Here is a 16,663-nt window from a genome sequence, read left to right on the forward strand (position 1 = left end):
CGCGTGGGCAACGAACCTCCAAGAGCTCAGGTCGATACGAGCCAGACCGTAGTCGTCTCTGTGTGCTTTCCGGGCGCCTTGCGGGTTTTCGCGGCCCAACCGTTGCACGCTCCGCGAGCGGGTGGTGGCGTCGTCCGCCGGGTTGGGCTCTGAGCTGGGGCTTTGGTGGCCGGCCGGGCATTGCGGGTGGGCAGGAGCGGTGTGATCGGATGGAGGGATGAGCACCCTGTACTTGTTTGCCAGTGCCGCCGAGCCCGTTTTCGAGGTCGCCCGTGTCATCGAGGACGCGCAGGCCGACGGGTGGGACGTCTGTCTTGGGCTCACCCCGACGGCGGCCCGTTGGCTCGCCGGGTCGCTCGATGGGCTGGCCGTGCTCACCGGGCATCCCGTGCGGTGGGACTACCGGCTGCCCGGTGAGCCGGATGTGTGGCCGGAGGCCTCGGCGATCCTCGTCGCGCCGGCCACCTTCAACACGGTCAACCAGTGGGCGCTCGGGATCACCGACACGTTCGTCGTCGGTGTGGTTGCCGAGGGGATCGGCAGGGGGATTCCGACCGTGGCCGTGCCGTGTCTCAGCGCCGCCTACGCCCGACATCCGCAGTACGAGCGGTCCGTGGAGACCCTCCGGGGTGCCGGGGTTTCCGTACTGGACGGCGAGGTGGGTGGCGTCGGGCCGCATGAGTCCGCCCCGTTTCCCTGGCGGTTGGGTCTCGACGCCGTGCGTGACTGGGGCGCCGTCCCCTTCGGCGGAGGCTGAGGCGGAAGCGGAAGCGGAAGCGGAAGTTGACGTGGACTCGTCCTTCCCGGTGTACTCCCGGCATGGCTGACGTGGGGGACGCGCCCGAAACAGGGGTGCCGAGTGGCGAGATGACGCCGCAGCGGTACATCGAGACCAGGCTCGCGCAGTACCAGGGCTGGTACGACGCCAAGGCGACCCGGATGAAGGCGATGCACCTGCGGATGCGGACCGTCTCCGTCGTCGGCGGCGCGCTGGTACCGGTGTTCGTGAATCTTGACCTGGGGTTCGCGCGCGTCACCGCCACGGTCCTGAGCGTCGTGGTCGTCGCCGCCGTGTCCCTGGAGAGCGTCTACCGCTATCGCGAGCAGTGGAAGAACTACCGGTCCACCGAGCAGTTGCTCGGGCACGAGCGGGTCTATTTCGAGACCAAGGTCGGGCCGTATCACGACCTGGGCAAGCGTGAGGCGTTCTCCGTCCTCGTCTCCCGTGTCGAGAAGGCCATCGCCAACGAGAACTCCGCCACCCTGAACGTCATGACCCTCGGCGGGCAGGTCAACTCCGATGTGCAGCAGCATGGTGGTGGGGTGCCCGGTGCCCGGGAGGCGACGGAGACCTCCTGAGACGGAGACCTCCTGAGGCGGAGACCTCCTGAGGCGGAGACCTTCTGAGGCGGAGACCTTCTGAGGCGGAGACCTCCTGAGGCGGAGACCTCCTGAGACCGAGACCTTCTGAGGCGGAGACCTCCTGAGACGGGGGCTCCTGAGCCAAAGGGCCCCTCGACCGGAGGGCCCGGGCCGACGCCTCGGGTGAGCCTCGGCCCGGCCTGGGGCCCCGGGTCGCGGGGCCTCAGGGTGTCAGGTGCGGTGCCTCGTCAGCACCACTTGTAGTCCACCCGCGTCGAGTTGTACGCGCACGTGTCCACGGTCGAGCCGTTCGACTTGCGCAGCGTCGCCGTGTCCTTGTCGTTGTTCCAGACGTACGCCGCGCGGTTCTGGTAGATGTTCGCGGCCGTGTTCGTGCCCCGGCCCGTGCGGACCGTCACGATCTTGCCCGCGCCGAGCGGGAAGTTGCCGAAGGTGTACTTGTGGTTGGCCGCGTCCGTCAGCGTCCAGCCCCGCAGGTTGACCGCGGAGCCGGTCGTGTTGCGTATCTGGACGTACTCGGCGTTCAGGCTGCTGTTGGACCGGTTGTCCGTGCCCGGGCTGTCGTAATAGATCTTGTACAGGTGGACCGAGCCGGCCGCCTGCGCCTGCGAAGGCAGCAGCAGGATGCCGGAGGCGGCGGCCGCGGTGACGGCCGCGAGCGTGCGTACGCGAAGCATGAAAGTCCCTCAGTTCTCTGCCGAGCACCCGCCGATGGGGCCCGGCGAGCCCACAGAATACGCACGATCTTTACTTCTTCCGCACAACTTCAGGCCAGTTGTCGGCAGCTCGGCCTAGACTCGGCGCATGGGCAGCGACTTGTTGCGGATCACCGTCCTCGGGTCCGCCACCCCCTTCCCCCGGCCCGGCAACGCCTGCTCCGGCTACCTCGTCGAGGGCGGCGGCGTCCGCCTGTGGGTGGACGCCGGGACCGGCACCCTCGCCGAGCTCCAGCGGCACGTGACGCTCGGCGAGGTCGACGCCATCTGGATCTCCCACCTCCATGCCGACCACAGCGCCGATCTGCTCACCGCCTACTACGCGCTCCTGTACGCGGGCCTCGACCTCCCGCTGCCCGTGCCCCTCTTCGGCCCGCCCGGCATCGCCGATCGCCTCGCCGGCTTCCTGAGCAACGGACCCGACCGCAGCCCCGTGGAAAAGGCCTTCGCCGTCGAGGAGTTGTACGACGGGCATGTCGTCCGCATCGGCGGGCTCGCCCTCCGTTCCCGCGCCGTCGAGCACGGCGGTCTGCCCGCCTTCGCCCTGCGCGTGGAGGATGCGGGAGGGGCGGCCGGTGCCTCCCTCGTGTACTCCGGGGACTGCGAGCCGTGCCCCTCTCTCGTCGAACTCGCCCTTGAGTGCGACCTGTTCGTCTGTGAGGCCGACGGCTGTGTGCCCGGGCACCATTCGGCCGCGCAGGCCGGACGGAGCGCCGCCGAAGCCCGCGCCGGCCGCCTCGTCGTGACCCACGTCGGTCCGGGGACCACTCCGGCGGACGCCGTCGCCCTGGCCGCCGCCGAGTTCCCCGGCGACGTGGTCCACGCCGACCCCGGAGCGCGGTTCGAAGCCGTCGTCACGCGTCGAAGTCGTACTCCAGGACGTACGACGACGAGTCCAGCGTCATCTCGTTGAGCTCCACCGCCATCCCGGGCCCCGTGAACGCCGTACGTCCGATCAGGACCACCGGCGTCCCGAACTCCAGGGAGAGCCGGTCCGACTCGTCCGCCGTCGGCATCCGGCAGCGGATCTCCTCCCGGAACCGCACCGGCCGGTGCCCCAGCTCCGTGAGCCGCGCGTAGGTGCCGCCCGGACCCGTGTCCGGCTCGGTGATCGGCGTACCCCGTACCAGCTCGGCCGAGAGGTACGAGACGGACAGCAGCACCGGCTTCGCGTCGAGCACGAAACGGCGGCTGCGGACACAGACCGGCGCCCCCGGCGCCAGGTTCAGCGCACCCGCCACCCGGTCCCCGGCCTCCGTCTCGCCCACCTCGATCTGGTCCACGACCAGCTCCCGGTCCTCGTCGACGTCCGCCGACCAGACCGAGCGCCCGCTGCCCCACTGCTCCCCGGCGAGGCGCGGAATGCCCCGGCGGCGCAACGGGCGGAAGACCCGGACGAAGACCCCGGCGCCCTTGCGCGCCTCGGTGAGCCCTTCCGTACGCAGCACGGACAGGGCCTGGCGAGCGGTCATGCGGGCCACGTCGTAGGTCGACATGAGGTCGTTCTCGCCGGGGAGGCGATCGCCCGGCGCGAAGGCGCCCGACTCGATCGCGGTTCTCAACTCGTCGGCGATGCGCTGGTACTTGGGCCGACGAGCGCTGTCCTGGTCAGTCACGGGTGGACCACTCCCTTCCATTGCGGGACACCCTACGGCGCGCTCCTCGGCCCAGGTGCACACCTGTACGCCGTCCCGCCCGGTCGATCCATCCATCGGGGGACATCTCTAGAGATACGTTGACAGGGCGGGGTCGCCGCGCTTCCCTGAGTGTCCCCAGGCTTCAAGGTTCGGGAGGGAGGGGATGCGTGCAGCCAGTGCCCGAGGTCGGTGACCTCGTCCGCGACACCGCCACGGGGCGGGTCGGTTTCTATGTGCAGAGCGTCTCCGGGCGCTTTCTGATCCGTGCCGTCCACGGCGGCGGCGAGTGGGAGGCCGAGCCCGTCGACGTCCAGCCCGCCACGCCGCTGCACGAGCTGCGCGCCCGCACCGCCGAGATCAACGCACGGAGCAGACGCGGTCTCGGGGGTGGGTGAGGGCCGGTTCCGGGCGGTTGTCAGTGGGGCGCGCCACACTGGAGGCATGTGCCGAAGCATCAAGACGCTCCGCCCGCCCGCGCTGCCCGAGGAGGCGACCGAGGACGACATCCGCGCCGCCGCCCTGCAGTACGTCCGCAAGGTCTCGGGCTTCCACGCGCCCGCCGCCCACAACCGCGAGGTCTTCGAGCGGGCCGTGGACGAGATCGCCGACGCGACCGCGAGACTCCTCGACGGCCTGGAGGTACGCGGCTCACACCCCGCCCCGGCCAGGGCCCGGGAGCCACAGCCTGTCGCGGCCAGGGCGCGGTAGCCGCCGCTGCCCGTTGCGGGGGCGGGGTGGGGGAGTCGCTGCCCGTTGCGGGGGCGGGGCGCGGTTGCCGCTGTCCTTCGGGGGCGGGATGGGGGAGTCGCTGTCCTTCGGGGGCGGGATGGGGGAGTCGCTGTCCTTCGGGGGCGGGATGGGGGAGTCGCTGTCCTTCGGGGGTGGGACGGGGGAGTCGCTGTCCTTCGGGGGCGGGATGGGGGAGCCGCTGTCCTTCGGGGGTGGGGCGGGGGAGCCGCTGCCCTTTGGGGTCAGGGCAGGGGAGCCGCTGCCTTCGCGGTCGGGACGGGGGGCGTCGGCCGCCGCCGTCAGGACGCAGGAGCCGCAGCGCGTCGCGGTCAGGGGGCGCGGAGCCTTGGGGTGTCGCGGTCAGGGGGCGCGGAGCCTTGGGGCGTCGCGGTCAGGGGCGCGGAGCCTTGGGGTGTCGCGGTCAGGGGGGCGCGGAGCCTCGGCCTTCCGCCGTTAGGACTCGGGGGCCTCGGCCTTCCGCCGTCAGGACTCGGGAGCCTCGGCCTTCCGTCGGCAAGGCGCGGACTCTCAGCCCTTCGCCTTCGCCGTCAGGACTCGGGAGCCTCAGCCCTTCGCCTTCGCCTTCGCCTTCGCCTTCGCCTTCGCCTTCGCCTTCGCCTTCGCCTTCGCCTTCGCCTTCGCCTTCGCCTTCGCCTTCGCCTTCGGCGTCAGGACGCGGGTGCCGGAGTCGTGGTCGGGCGGCGGAGGAGGTACGCCGCGAGACCGCCCGCCAGGAACAGGGCCAGGGTCGACACCCCCGCGCTGAACCAGGTCGCGCCCAGCCACTGACCGCCCAGCCAGCCGAGCCCCACGCTGTACGAGGCCCAGGTCACGCCCGCCAGCGCCGACCACGGCAGGAACTCCTCGATCCGCCGCTTCGCCGCACCCGCGCCCAGGGAGACCACGGAGCGGCCGGCCGGGGCGAAGCGCGCGAGCACCACGAGCAGTCCGCCACCCCGGGCCAGCGCGGTGCCGAGACGTTCCTGCGCCAGTGAGAGGCGGCGTGAACGGGCGATCGCCCGGTCCAGCCTGGCCCCGCCCCGCAGGGCCAGGCGGTACGCGAGGAAGTCGCCGAGGGTCGAGGCGGTCGCCGCGCAGAGGAGCAGGGGGAGAAGCGACGGTACGCCGGAGGAGGCCCCGGTGGCCGTCGCCGCCGCCGTGGCGGCGGTGATCACCAGGAAACCGCTCGGCAGCACGGGCAGGAAGACGTCGAGCAGGATCGACGTCGCCACCACCGGATAGATCCATGGACCGGCGGTGAGCGACCGCAGCGAGCCCAGGCTGTCGAGCAGATTCACAGGGCCAGAGCCTACGCGGGGGCGGGGTGATCGCGGCCGGTGGGTGCCGGTGGGTGCCGGGGGAGGGGAGCGGGTCCGGCGGGGAGCCCGGTGGCGCTCGGGTGGGGCCTCGGGTGGGGGCTCGGGTGGGGGCGCCGGCGCCGAGAAGGGCCGGAAACCGCGCTGCGGATTCCGGCCCCCTCCGGTAGGTGGCTCGTGCGTCAGGCCGCGACCGGCGTGCCCCGCTCCTCGCGGGCCTTCGCGTCCGTGGCCTCGCCGGCGCCGAAGAGCCGGTCCAGGGCCAGCGCGCCCGGGCCGGTGAACACGAGCAGGGCGAAGGCCCAGCAGAACATGGCCGCGCTCTCGCCGCCGTTCTGGAGCGGGAAGAGCGACTCCGGCTGGTGGACCTTGAAGTACGCGTACGCCATCGAGCCCGAGGCGAGGAAGGCGGCGCTCCGGGTGCCGAGCCCGGCCAGGACCAGGATGCCGGCGGCGAGCTGGATGACGGCCGCGTACCAGCCCGGCCAGGTGCCGGCGGGTATCGCGGTGCCCCCGAGGAGGCCGAAGAGCGAGGAGGCGCCGTGGCAGGCGAAGAGCAGGCCGACGACGATGCGGAAGAGGCCGAGCGCGTAGGGCTGGGCCTGGTTCAGGCGGGCCGTGAGGCTCGCGGGGGTGGGGCTCGGGCCGGAGCTGGGGGTGGAGCTCGAGGTGGAGCTCGAGGTGGTGCCCGGGGTGCTCTGAGCGGTCATGGGGGAGGGACTCCTTCGGCCTGGCCTCGTCCGTGGGGAACGGGGCGCGGGGGGACGGATACCGATGAGGCCGTAAGGTTAGGCATCCCTCAGTAGTGCTTGCAAGTTCAACATTCGGTCATCGGGGAGCGTGTGGCACGGCTCACTCCCCGACGACCGTCGCTGACATGGGCTCAGCAGTGCTTCGGTCAGCAGCCGTTGAGGACGGACTGGAGGGCGCTCTTCTCGGCGGAGTCGACGCTGAGGTTCCAGTAGTACTTCACCTGCACCCAGGCCCGGACGTAGGTACAGCGGTAGGCCGTCCGCGAGGGCAGCCACGTCGCCGGGTCCTGATCGCCCTTGGCCTGGTTGACGTTGTCGGTGACGGCTATGAGCTGCGGCCGGGTGAGGTCGTTCGCGAAGGCCTGACGCTGGGCGGTGGTCCAGGAGTTCGCGCCCGAGCGCCAGGCCTCGGCGAGCGGGACCATGTGGTCGATGTCGAGGTCGGAGGCGACGGTCCAGGTGGCACCGTCGTACTCGGAGTACCAGCTGCCGCTGATCGCGGCGCAGTTGGAGTCGGTGACGACGTTCACGCCGTCGCGCTTGAGGACCGTCTCGCGCGTGTTGCAGGTCCCGGACTGGGTGATCCAGTGCGGGAAGAGGTCCCGGCTGTAACCCGTGGTGGAACCTTCCGCCTTGACCGTGAGGGCGGCCAGGTAGGTGCGGGCGGTCGCGGCGCTGACCGGGGTGGGCATCGCGGCCTGCGCGGCCGGGGCGGTGGCGAGGAAGCCGGTGACGGTGAGGGCGGCGGAGGTGGCGAGTACGGCGAGTCGACGCGCGTAGATCAGGCCGAGGGGCATGTGGACTCCCTTGAGGCGGGGGGACCTTGACTGCTGCGTCCCCGTGGGGTGCCGGGCGGTGGGCCCGGTCATCGTTGCGGCGCCAGGTTTCGGTGGGGGGTGCGCCAGGTAACAGGGTGGCGACATGGACACGTCACATCAAGGGGTGTGACGTGTCCTGATGGAGTGCCAGATTCCGCCCGCGGTCGGAGAGTCGGGGGGCGCCCGGAAACGCCTCGCGCGCGGCCGGAAGCTCCGGTCGCGCGCGAGGCGGGAGAAGAAGGGGAGGTTATGCCAGGACGGTCAGCGTGATCGTTCCGTCCGCCGCGGGCTCCACCCGCAGTCGCGTGAGGTCGGCGACGTGCACGTCCGGCGCGAAGGCCGCCGCGCGCGGGCCCACGCCCACGACGCGCATGCCGGCTGCGCGGCCCGCCTGGATGCCCGCCTCGGAGTCCTCGAACACCACGCAGTCCGCCGGCTCGAAGCCCAGCGCCGCCGCGCCCTTGAGGAAGCCCTCGGGATCCGGCTTGCTGGCGCCGACCATCTCGGCCGTGACGCGGACCTCCGGCATTCGGAGCGCCGCAGCGCCCATCCGGGCCTGTGTCAGGGCCTCGTCCGCCGAGGTCACCAGGGCGTGCGGGAGGTCCGTGATCGTGTCCATGAAGGCGGGGGCTCCGGGAACGGGCACGACCCCGTCGAGGTCGGCGGTCTCCTCGGCCAGCATGACCCGGTTGTCGGCGTGGTTCTCCGTCATCGGGCGGTCCGGGAGGAGAACGGCCATCGTCGCGAACCCCTGGCGGCCGTGGACGACCTTGAGCACCTCGGCCGCGTCGAGACCCTGGCGGTCCGCCCAGCGGCGCCAGCAGCGCTCGACGACGGCGTCCGAGTTCACGAGGGTGCCGTCCATGTCGAGGAGGAGGGCGCGGGTGGTGAGCGTTGCCGGGGTGGTGGCAGGCATCGGGTCTCCAGAAGGGGTGGCACGGAGAACGAAGCGGTCCCGCCCACCGGTCAGGGAGTGCGGGCGGGGCCACTTTGTTCTTTCACGATACAAAACCCGGGGCCGTCTTGGCCAACCGGTCCGCGCTTCGGGATCCCGCGGCCCGCCGTCCGGCTGCCGTCCGGCTGTCGTAGGGAGGTGTCGTAGGGAGGTGTCGTACGGAGGGTGCCGTACGAAGGGTGGTGTACGAAGGGTGGTGTACGAAGGGTGTCGTACGGGGGGTGTCCTACGGGGGGGTGTCGTACGGAGGTCTAGAGCCAGGTGCTCCGCTCGAGGGCCTCGCGCGTGTTCGGGCCGTACACGCCCTTCGGATCGCCCTGGATGTACATCCAGGACTGGTAGTTCTTCACCGCGCGCCAGACCTCCTGGTCGTACTCCCCGTCCACGTCGCCGTGGTACGCCCCCGCGAGGGTCAGCCGCGCCTGGAGCTCGACGACCTCCTCGCCCGACGAGCCGAGGCTGAGCGTGGCCGACGCCTCCTCGGTCGCCGCGGGCGGCTGCGAGGACGGAGTGGCCGTCGGCTTGGCGGTCGTCGGCGGTGCGGAGGAGGTGGCGGCGGGCGGGGCCGCCGAGGCGCTCGCGGTGGTACGGCTCGGGGAGGGCGTGGGCGACGGCGACGCGGACGTCCGGTGCGGGGTCGGGGAGGAGGAGGTCGGCTCCGGCGTCTCGGAGGACGGGGACGGTGCCTCGGACACGGCGACGTTCAGGGACGCGCTCGTGGTCACGTCGGGCACGGCCGCACGGTCGTCGGTCTCGTCCCCGCCGCCGAGGACGGCCGCCGCCAGGGCCGCGGTGCCCGCCACGGCGACGGCGGCCACCACCGCGACCACGGCGCCGCGCCTGCGGCCCCTCGACCGCTCCCGCTCGTGCGCGGGCGGTACGTCGCCGACGCCGCGCAGCAGCAGCGGCATGGTCTCGGAGGGGTCGCCCACGGGGGCGCCGGGGTGGACGTGCTCGGGGTACGCGTCCGGGCCGGGGCCGGAGGGGTACGTCTCCGGGTCGAAGCCGCCCGGGTACGTCTCCGCGCCGGATCCGCCCGGGTACGTCCCCGCGCCGGGGCCGCCGGGGTACGTCTCCGCGCCGGGGCCGCCGGGGTACGTCTCCGCGCCGGGGCCGCCGGGGTACGTCTCCGCGCCGGATCCGCCGGGGTACGTCTCCGCGCCGGATCCGCCGGGGTACGTCCCCGCGCCGGAACCGCCCGGGTACGTCCCCGCGCCGGGGCCGGAGGGGTAAGCCTCCGACTCGGGGCCGCCCGGGTACGTCCCCGCGCCGGGGCCGGAGGGGTAAGCCTCCGACTCGGGGCCGTCGGCCGGGTGCCCGGCCGGTATAGGTGCCGTGAGGGCGCTCTCCGGGCGGATCGCCGCCAACTGCGCGGTCGGCGGGTCCTGCGTGGAGTACGCGGGTACGTGCGCCGTTGCCGTCCCGTCCGTGGAGTACGCCAGTACGTGCGCCGGCGTTGTCCCGTCCGTGGAGTACGCGGGTACGTGCGCGGTCGGCGGGTCCTCCGTCGAGTACGCCGGTATGTGTGCGGTCGCCGGGCCGTCCGTGGAGTACGCGGGTACGTGCGCGGTCGCCGCCTCCTCCGACGCGTACGCCGGCAGAACCGTGGTCCGCCGCGCGTCCGGACCCGCCATGCCGTCGTCCGCCGCGTCGCCCGCCGCCATGCCGTCGCCCCCCGCGCCGACGCCCCCCGCGCCCGCCCCCGCCTCGTACGGCCCCGCCGGGCCCTCCGAGGCGTCCAGGGTCACGTAAGGCCTGATCCGCAGCGGGTTGAAGTCCTCGGCCGCCGCCATTTCCGCCGCCCGGGCGCAGGCGCAGCCAGGTCTGTGTACACCGCATTCAGGACAGACGTGTCCGGTCATGATGGGTCCCCTCCCCGATACCACTGCGAGCGATTATGCAGGCCGCGTCTGTACGGCGGGCGAACGGCCGTGCCCTTCGGCAGGCCATAACGGGACATTCCGATCAGGATGGAGGGGCCCGCCGCGACACGGAGACGGAGACCCCATGGCTCAGGACACGCACCCGTCCCGGCTCCCCGACGCCGACGCCCCCGTGCCCGGCGAGGGGCAGAGCCATCGCACCGTCCTCGTCGCGATCGGCGCGCTGCTGCTCGGCATGCTCCTCGCCGCGCTCGACCAGACCATCGTCTCCACCGCCCTGCCGACCATCGTCAGCGAGCTCGGCGGCATGGAACACCTCTCCTGGGTGGTCACGGCCTACATGCTCGCGTCGACGGCCGCGACCCCCCTCTGGGGCAAGCTGGGCGACCAGTACGGCCGCAAGAAGCTGTTCCAGGGCGCGATCGTCGTCTTCCTCATCGGCTCCGCCCTCTGCGGCGTCGCCCAGAACATGCCGCAGCTCATCGGCTTCCGCGCGATCCAGGGCCTCGGCGGCGGCGGCCTCATGGTCCTGTCGATGGCGATCGTCGGTGACCTCGTCTCGCCCCGGGAGCGCGGCAAGTACCAGGGCCTCTTCGGCGCCGTCTTCGGCGCCACCAGTGTCCTCGGCCCGCTGCTCGGCGGCCTCTTCACCGAGCACCTCTCCTGGCGCTGGGTGTTCTACATCAACCTGCCGATCGGGATCGTCGCCCTGTTCGTGATCGCGGCCGTGCTGCACATCCCGGTGCGTTCCACCCGGCACACGATCGACTACCTCGGTACGTTCCTCATCGCCTCGGTCGCCACCTGCCTGGTCCTGGTCGCCTCCCTCGGCGGCACGACCTGGGCGTGGGGCTCGGCGCAGATCATCGGACTCGCGGTCCTCGGAGCCGTCCTCCTCGTCTGGTTCGTGTACGTCGAGCGGCGGGCCGCCGAACCGGTGCTGCCGCTCAAGCTGTTCCGGATCCGGACCTTCAGCCTCGTCTCGGTCATCAGCTTCGTCGTCGGCTTCGCCATGTTCGGCGCGATGACGTATCTGCCGACCTTCCTCCAGGTGGTCCAGGGCGTCAGCCCGACCATGTCCGGCGTCCACATGCTGCCGATGGTCCTCGGCATGCTGATCACCTCGACCGCCTCCGGTCAGATCGTGTCGCGCACCGGCCGCTGGAAGGTCTTCCCGATCGCCGGCACCGCCCTCACCGGGCTCGGCCTGCTGCTCCTGCACAAGCTGACGGAGACCAGCTCGACCTGGTCGATGAGCGTCTGCTTCTTCGTCTTCGGCGCCGGACTCGGCCTCGTCATGCAGGTCCTCGTCCTGGTCGTGCAGAACGCCGTCTCCTACGAGGACCTCGGCGTCGCCACCTCGGGAGCCACCTTCTTCCGCTCCATCGGCGCCTCCTTCGGTGTCGCCGTCTTCGGCACGATCTTCACCAACCGGCTCACCGGCAAGCTCGACGACGTGTTCGCGAGCGTCCCCGCCGACGAGCTCCCGCCCGGCATGGGCCCCGAACAGGTCGCCGCCGACCCGCGGGCCATCGGGGAGCTCCCGTCCGACCTGCAGCCCTCCGTCCTGCACGCGTACGCCACGTCCATCACGGACGTCTTCCTGTACGCGGCGCCGGTCGTCCTCGTCGCCTTCGTCATCGCCTGGTTCCTGAAGGAGGACAAGCTGCGCGGCTCGGTGACCGCGCCCGACACCAGCCAGACGCTCGCCTCCAACCCGGTCGAGCGCTCCTCGTACGACGAGTGCGCCCGCGCCCTGTCCGTCCTCGGCTCCCGGGAGGGCCGCAAGGCGATCTACGTGAAGATCACCGCCCGTGCCGGACTCGATCTGCTGCCGGCCGCGAGCTGGCTGCTGCTGCGCATCCGCCGCCACGGGACCGTCGAACCCTCCCTGCTGGCCGACACCACCCCCGTGCCGCTGCGGGTGATCACGGAGGCGTCCCGGCAGGTGGAGGAACGGCGCATGGTGGACCGGGAGGGCGTCCAGCTGACCCTCACCGAGGAGGGCGTACGGGCGGCGACGGTACTGGCCAAGGCCCGGGAGGACTCGCTCGCGGAACTCCTCGGCGACTGGTGGGGGCCCGACCGGCCCACCGACCTCGTCCAGCTGGTGGAGGAGCTGACGGCCGAACTGTGCGGCTCGGACGGGGAGCGGCCGCACACACCGGAACCGCCCGGCGACCACCACCACCCCTGAACCCGGCGGGGCTCAGAGCTCCTTGCCGTACCAGATGTCCATGTACGGCCCGGTGCAGTACGCGGGGATCTCCACGTACCCGTGCCGCGAGTACAGGGCGCGGGCCTCGACCAGGTCGAGGCGCGTGTTGAGGACCATCCGGCGCGCGCCGAGGTCGCGCGCCTCCTCCTCAAGCCTCCGCAGCAGGGCGCCCGCGCCGCCGGCGCCGCGGAAGGCGTGCCGCAGGAACACCCGGGTGAGCTCGGCGCGTTCGGCGTCCAGCATCAGGATCCCGCCGCAGCCGGCCGGCTTCCCCTCGAACCGTGCGACCAGGAACTGCCCGGTCGGCGGGGTCAGCTTCTCGACCCCGTCGTTCGTCAGGCCCTCGTCGATCTCGGCCTCGGTCGCGGGCCGCTTCCAGTAGCGGCTGGCGACGTCGTCGTAGTAGTCGCGTCGGAGGGCGGTCGCGTCCGGGGTGTCGACACGCTCGGCAGAGATGGTCCAGGTCATGCGGGCCATTCTGCGGCCCGCACGACCACGCTCGCGCTCGAATTACTTGGGCGACGCCTGCTGGACGACCTCGAAGGACCACAGGGTGGAGCCGGAAGCGGCGGGCTTCGGCCGGTCGCCACCGCCCTGGTGGGCGTCCTTCATGGAACCGCTCATCCAGTTCTGGAAGTCCTCCTCGCTGCGCCACCGGGTGTACACCAGGTACTGGTCGGTGCCCTCCACGGGGCGCAGCAGCTCGAACCACTCGAAACCGTCGGACCCCTCCACGGCCCCGGCCCGGGAGGCGAACCGCTGCTCAAGCACCTCGCGCTGCTCGGCCGGCACGGTCAGGACGTTGATCTTCACGATGCTCATGAAAGGCAGCATATGACCGGCACCCCTCCTGCCCCGCAGGTGGACGCGGTACGGAATCTGGCCGCGCGCTGGACGGCCGGGCTCGGGGGCGGTGACTTCGTCGTCTCGCCGGTCGGGTTGTGGCTGGCGCTCGGGGCCGTGGCCTCCGGGGCGCGGGGCCGGACCGGTGAGGAACTGAGGGCGCTGCTCGGGGTGGAGGGGGAGGCCGCCGCCGAGGCCGTGACCTCGGTCGGGCGGCGGGTCGCGGCCATGGACGGGGTCGCGGTGGCGACCGGGGTGTGGAGCACGCTGCCGATCCTGGAGGCGTTCCGGCGGGGGTTGCCCGAGGTGCGGTTCGGTCTGTTGCCCCGTGCGGTCTGGTTCGCGCTGCCCGACGAGTTCTTCGGGGCCACGGACGACATGTCCCTGGGCGAACTCCCCGATTTCCAGGAGGAGCTCGACGCCTGGGTGCGGGCGGCCACCGGTGGGCGGATCGCGCGGCTGCCGGTCGAGCTCGACGGCTCCGAGGACCTGGTGCTGGTCAACGCCCTGGCGCTGAAGGCCTCTTGGGCGACCGCCTTCCCGGTGCATGCCACCCGGGACGAGCCCTTCACCGACCGGTTCGGCGACACCCGGCCCGTGCCGACCATGCGGCGGCGGATCCCCGCCGGCCGGGTCTGGTACGTGGACGGGGTCACCGTCGTCGAGCTGCCCTGTGCCGGGGAGCGGGGCGTGCGGGTGCGGTGCGTGCTCGGGGCCGAGGGTGCCGGGCCGGCCGAGGTGCTGCCCGCCGCCTGGGCGGGGCCCGAGGCGCGGCGGCCGCTCGTGGCCGACTCGGCCGATCTCGCCCTGCCGCGCTTCACGCTCCGTACGAGGACCGACGCGGGGGCGCACCTGGCGGCGCTCGGCGTCACCCGTGCCCTGCGTCCCGGCGCCGACTTCTCGGGGATCTCCGCGGCCGACCTGTACATCGCCGAGGTCGCGCAGTCGGCCGTGGTCGAGGTCGCGGAGGAGGGTGTCGAGGCGGCTGCCGTCACCCAGGTGACGATGACCCGCAGTGCGGCGGCGCGCCGGCACGAGGTGACGGAGCGGATCGCCTTCGACCGGCCGTTCGGGGTCGTGGTGCTCGACGGTGACGGTGAGCTGCCGCTCTTCGCCGGCTGGCGGTCCGGCGCGCCCGGCGCCTCCGTTTGACGACGCCCGCCGGTGGGCGTAGTCCGGAGGGAGGGGGATCCGGAGAGGAGTCCCACCATGCTCGGCGAGGAGCTCGGCACGATCACAGGAGAGACGACGGGGATACGGGTGCTGTCCACGGACGGCGGTCACGCCGTCACGGAGACCTCGGTCCAGGCGACGGGCACCCTCCTTGGAGCGGCCGTCAAGGACATGGCGACGTACGAGTCGGTCCTACGGGCCGACGGCACGCTCTTCGGCGAGGGTCAGGGGATCACCATGACCCAGGGCGGCGACACGATCACCTGGCACGGCACCGGCGTCGGCCGCTTCAACGGGTCCGGCGGGGTGGACTGGCGGGGCGCCCTCTTCTACGAGACCGCCGCCGCCGATTTCGTCCGGCTCAACGGGGTCGCCGCCGTGTTCGAGTACGCGGTCGAGGAGAGCGGGAAGGTGACCGGAACGGTCTGGGAGTGGAAGTAGTCCCGCCCGGTCACTCCACCACGCGCGCGAGCAGCAGGCCGTCGTAGCCCTTCGTGCCGACCGTCTGGAGGGCCGTCGCGTCCAGGCGCGGCTCGCGCGCGACCAGGTCGAACATCTCGCGTGTGCCCGTGATGGCGGGGTCGTCGGGGTGCTCGGTGGCGACCTCGCCGTTCCGCACCACGTTGTCGACGATGATCACCGTGCCCGGGCGGGAGAGCTTCAGCGCCCACTCCACGTAGCGGGGGTTGTTGACCTTGTCGGCGTCGATGAAGACGAGGTCGAAGGGGCCCGCGGCCTCGGCCTCCAGCTGCGGCAGGGTGTCCAGGGCCGCGCCCGTCACGACCTCGACGATCTTGTCGAGGCCGGCGCGGGCGATGTTGGCGCGGGCGACGTCCGCGTGGGCCGGCTCGTACTCCAGGGTGATCAGCCGTCCGTCGGTGGGCAGTGCGCGGGCCAGCCAGATCGTGCTGTATCCGCCGAGGGTGCCGATCTCCAGGATGGTCCGCGCGCCCTGCATCAGGGCGAGCAGGTGGAGCAGCTTGCCCTGGTTGGGGGCGACGGCGATCTCCGGCAGGCCGGCCGCCGTGGAGACGGTGAGCGCTGCGGTGAGTGCCTCGTCGGCGGGGGTGATCGTCTCGGCGAAGTACTGGTCGACTGCGGTCCACTGAGGGTTCGTCATGCGGCCGAACGTACACCTGCGTTCCTGTCGGAGCGGCGCCTCGTCACCCGTACGGCGAACAGCGCCGCGAGCAGCAGGCCCCCGCCCACCGTCAGGAGCCAGACCGGGATGCCGCCGCCGACCGTGAGCAGCCGGTCCGTGTACTCGACCCGGCGGTAGGGGGTGTCGGCGACGGTCCGCAGGTGGTGGTCGTCGTCGATCCGTTCGGGGTGGGGGAAGTGCTGTTCCAGGACCGTCAGCTGGACGGGCGCGTCGCCCGTGAGTCCCGCCACGGCGTCCTCGGGGCGCTCGATCCGTCCGGCGAACGTCACCTCGGGGCGGTCGCCGCCGATCGGGGAGCGGGGCTCCATCCGGTGGTCGGCGAGGATGTACAGGCCGAGGGTCTGCGGGGTCCGGGCGAGGCGGGAGAGCCGCATGGGGTAGACGAGTTCGGGGGAGGCGAAGCGGATCCTCAGCGGGGTCAGCTCGCCGTACAGCGTCGCGCCCTGCTCCTGCGGGGCCAGGCGGACCGCGACGTACTCCCACTTCCGCTCGACGTACGGCCGGAGCGCGTCCGTGAGCCGCTCGGGCAGCTCGAAGCCGTTGGTGTGCAGCCAGTCGCCGAGGGCCTCGGGGTCGGTGGCGGTGAGCCGGGCCACGTCGAAGGGGCCGAGCCGTTCGCGGCCGACGACGCCGACGCCGGAGCCCGCGCCGGGCGGGGCGGCGGCGGCTCCGTCGCCGTACGTGGAGTCGAAGGGCCAGTCGCCCTCGCGGGGCCAGAAGTGGAAGCGGTCGCGCTGCTCGGGCTCGGTGAGCCGGTCGAGCGCGTCGAAGAGCGCCGGGTCGCCGAGCGTGACGTCGGCGCGGCCCGGCACCGGCATGATCCAGGCCGCCCGCCGGGCGTTCCCGTGGACGTTGAAGCGCATGACGACGGTCTCGGTGCGGCCGTCCCAGCGGACGGCCGACTCCTCCCGGTCGACGCCGATGCGCTCTGACCTGTCCGGGATCATCGCGCCGCAGCCGCAGGCGTAGGCCGGCGCGACGAGCGAGCCGAGCTGGAGCGCCAGCAGCGCGATGACGACCGTCAGGATGTTTCTCTGTGTCCCCCGCATGTGGGGTCGGACGCGACCGGCCGGATTCC

Annotated in this window: 19 protein-coding genes; 8 read left to right on the plus strand and 11 right to left on the minus strand. The window is 72.3% G+C overall.

The window, feature by feature from the left end; genetic code table 11:
* Positions 1-217: 217 nt before the first annotated feature.
* Complete coding sequence (locus ACF07V_RS08960; protein ID WP_392152559.1) at positions 218-757, plus strand: flavoprotein; 540 nt, start codon at positions 218-220, stop codon at positions 755-757.
* 62 nt (positions 758-819) lie between these two features.
* On the plus strand, positions 820-1,359 hold the full coding sequence (locus ACF07V_RS08965; RefSeq protein WP_392152561.1) for a DUF4231 domain-containing protein: 540 nt from the start codon (positions 820-822) through the stop codon (positions 1,357-1,359).
* Positions 1,360-1,610: 251 nt separating this feature from the next.
* Here ACF07V_RS08965 and ACF07V_RS08970 read toward each other — a convergent pair whose 3' ends face one another.
* On the minus strand, positions 1,611-2,060 hold the full coding sequence (locus ACF07V_RS08970) for a lamin tail domain-containing protein (protein WP_392152563.1): 450 nt from the start codon (positions 2,058-2,060) through the stop codon (positions 1,611-1,613).
* Positions 2,061-2,187: 127 nt separating this feature from the next.
* On the opposite strand from ACF07V_RS08970, the gene ACF07V_RS08975 reads away from it, so the two are divergent.
* Complete coding sequence (locus tag ACF07V_RS08975; RefSeq protein ID WP_392152565.1) at positions 2,188-3,012, plus strand: MBL fold metallo-hydrolase; 825 nt, start codon at positions 2,188-2,190, stop codon at positions 3,010-3,012.
* On the opposite strand, the gene ACF07V_RS08980 is transcribed toward ACF07V_RS08975, so the two are convergent.
* Positions 2,954-3,715 carry a GntR family transcriptional regulator gene (locus ACF07V_RS08980; RefSeq protein WP_392152567.1) on the minus strand — a complete coding sequence of 254 codons (762 nt, stop codon included), beginning with the start codon at positions 3,713-3,715 and terminating at the stop codon, positions 2,954-2,956. The two genes, ACF07V_RS08975 and ACF07V_RS08980, sit on opposite strands and share 59 nt — an antisense overlap.
* Before the next feature lie 188 nt (positions 3,716-3,903).
* Here ACF07V_RS08980 and ACF07V_RS08985 point away from each other — a divergent pair, with 188 nt between their 5' ends.
* Together ACF07V_RS08985 and ACF07V_RS08990 are read left to right on the plus strand one after the other, a co-directional pair.
* Positions 3,904-4,131 (plus strand): hypothetical protein, encoded by a 228-nt coding sequence (locus ACF07V_RS08985; protein ID WP_392152569.1) that lies wholly within the window; start codon positions 3,904-3,906, stop codon positions 4,129-4,131.
* Positions 4,132-4,177: 46 nt separating this feature from the next.
* Positions 4,178-4,444, plus strand: a complete 267-nt coding sequence (locus tag ACF07V_RS08990) for a DUF2277 domain-containing protein (protein ID WP_392152571.1) — start codon at positions 4,178-4,180, stop codon at positions 4,442-4,444.
* A gap of 689 nt (positions 4,445-5,133) precedes the next feature.
* Here the strand turns inward: ACF07V_RS08990 and ACF07V_RS08995 are convergent.
* From ACF07V_RS08995 to ACF07V_RS09015, 5 genes are all read right to left on the minus strand, one after another.
* Entirely contained in the window at positions 5,134-5,757 is a 624-nt protein-coding gene (locus tag ACF07V_RS08995; RefSeq protein WP_392153415.1) for a DedA family protein, read from the minus strand.
* A gap of 206 nt (positions 5,758-5,963) precedes the next feature.
* A complete protein-coding gene (locus tag ACF07V_RS09000; protein WP_392152572.1) occupies positions 5,964-6,491 on the minus strand; it encodes a DoxX family protein in 528 nt (175 codons plus the stop codon).
* 188 nt (positions 6,492-6,679) lie between these two features.
* Complete coding sequence (locus tag ACF07V_RS09005; RefSeq protein WP_392152574.1) at positions 6,680-7,330, minus strand: HNH endonuclease family protein; 651 nt, start codon at positions 7,328-7,330, stop codon at positions 6,680-6,682.
* 268 nt (positions 7,331-7,598) lie between these two features.
* Entirely contained in the window at positions 7,599-8,267 is a 669-nt protein-coding gene (locus ACF07V_RS09010) for an HAD-IA family hydrolase (protein WP_392152576.1), read from the minus strand.
* Between the two features lie 290 nt (positions 8,268-8,557).
* A complete protein-coding gene (locus ACF07V_RS09015; RefSeq protein WP_392152578.1) occupies positions 8,558-10,099 on the minus strand; it encodes a peptidoglycan-binding protein in 1,542 nt (513 codons plus the stop codon).
* A gap of 214 nt (positions 10,100-10,313) precedes the next feature.
* On the opposite strand from ACF07V_RS09015, the gene ACF07V_RS09020 reads away from it, so the two are divergent.
* Positions 10,314-12,386 (plus strand): DHA2 family efflux MFS transporter permease subunit, encoded by a 2,073-nt coding sequence (locus ACF07V_RS09020; protein WP_392152580.1) that lies wholly within the window; start codon positions 10,314-10,316, stop codon positions 12,384-12,386.
* A gap of 12 nt (positions 12,387-12,398) precedes the next feature.
* Here ACF07V_RS09020 and ACF07V_RS09025 read toward each other — a convergent pair whose 3' ends face one another.
* Together ACF07V_RS09025 and ACF07V_RS09030 are read right to left on the minus strand one after the other, a co-directional pair.
* Positions 12,399-12,884 carry a GNAT family N-acetyltransferase gene (locus tag ACF07V_RS09025; RefSeq protein ID WP_392152582.1) on the minus strand — a complete coding sequence of 162 codons (486 nt, stop codon included), beginning with the start codon at positions 12,882-12,884 and terminating at the stop codon, positions 12,399-12,401.
* Positions 12,885-12,917: 33 nt separating this feature from the next.
* Positions 12,918-13,229, minus strand: coding sequence for an antibiotic biosynthesis monooxygenase family protein (locus ACF07V_RS09030; protein ID WP_392152583.1), 312 nt, complete (start codon positions 13,227-13,229; stop codon positions 12,918-12,920).
* 12 nt (positions 13,230-13,241) lie between these two features.
* Between ACF07V_RS09030 and ACF07V_RS09035 the strand changes: the two genes are divergently transcribed.
* On the plus strand, positions 13,242-14,402 hold the full coding sequence (locus ACF07V_RS09035; protein ID WP_392152585.1) for a serpin family protein: 1,161 nt from the start codon (positions 13,242-13,244) through the stop codon (positions 14,400-14,402).
* A gap of 57 nt (positions 14,403-14,459) precedes the next feature.
* Entirely contained in the window at positions 14,460-14,864 is a 405-nt protein-coding gene (locus ACF07V_RS09040; RefSeq protein ID WP_392152587.1) for a hypothetical protein, read from the plus strand.
* A 10-nt stretch (positions 14,865-14,874) separates the two neighbouring features.
* Here the strand turns inward: ACF07V_RS09040 and ACF07V_RS09045 are convergent, their stop codons facing one another.
* Both ACF07V_RS09045 and ACF07V_RS09050 read right to left on the minus strand, forming a co-directional pair.
* Positions 14,875-15,543: an O-methyltransferase gene (locus tag ACF07V_RS09045; protein WP_392152589.1), complete on the minus strand. Its 669-nt coding sequence runs from the start codon at positions 15,541-15,543 to the stop codon at positions 14,875-14,877.
* A complete protein-coding gene (locus tag ACF07V_RS09050) occupies positions 15,540-16,634 on the minus strand; it encodes a DUF2330 domain-containing protein (protein ID WP_392152591.1) in 1,095 nt (364 codons plus the stop codon). The genes ACF07V_RS09045 and ACF07V_RS09050 overlap by 4 nt, the downstream gene beginning before the upstream one ends.
* Positions 16,635-16,663 lie beyond the last annotated feature (29 nt).

The organism is Streptomyces sp. NPDC015661, from assembly GCF_043077765.1.
In the GTDB taxonomy this organism is placed as follows: Bacteria; Actinomycetota; Actinomycetes; order Streptomycetales; family Streptomycetaceae; genus Streptomyces.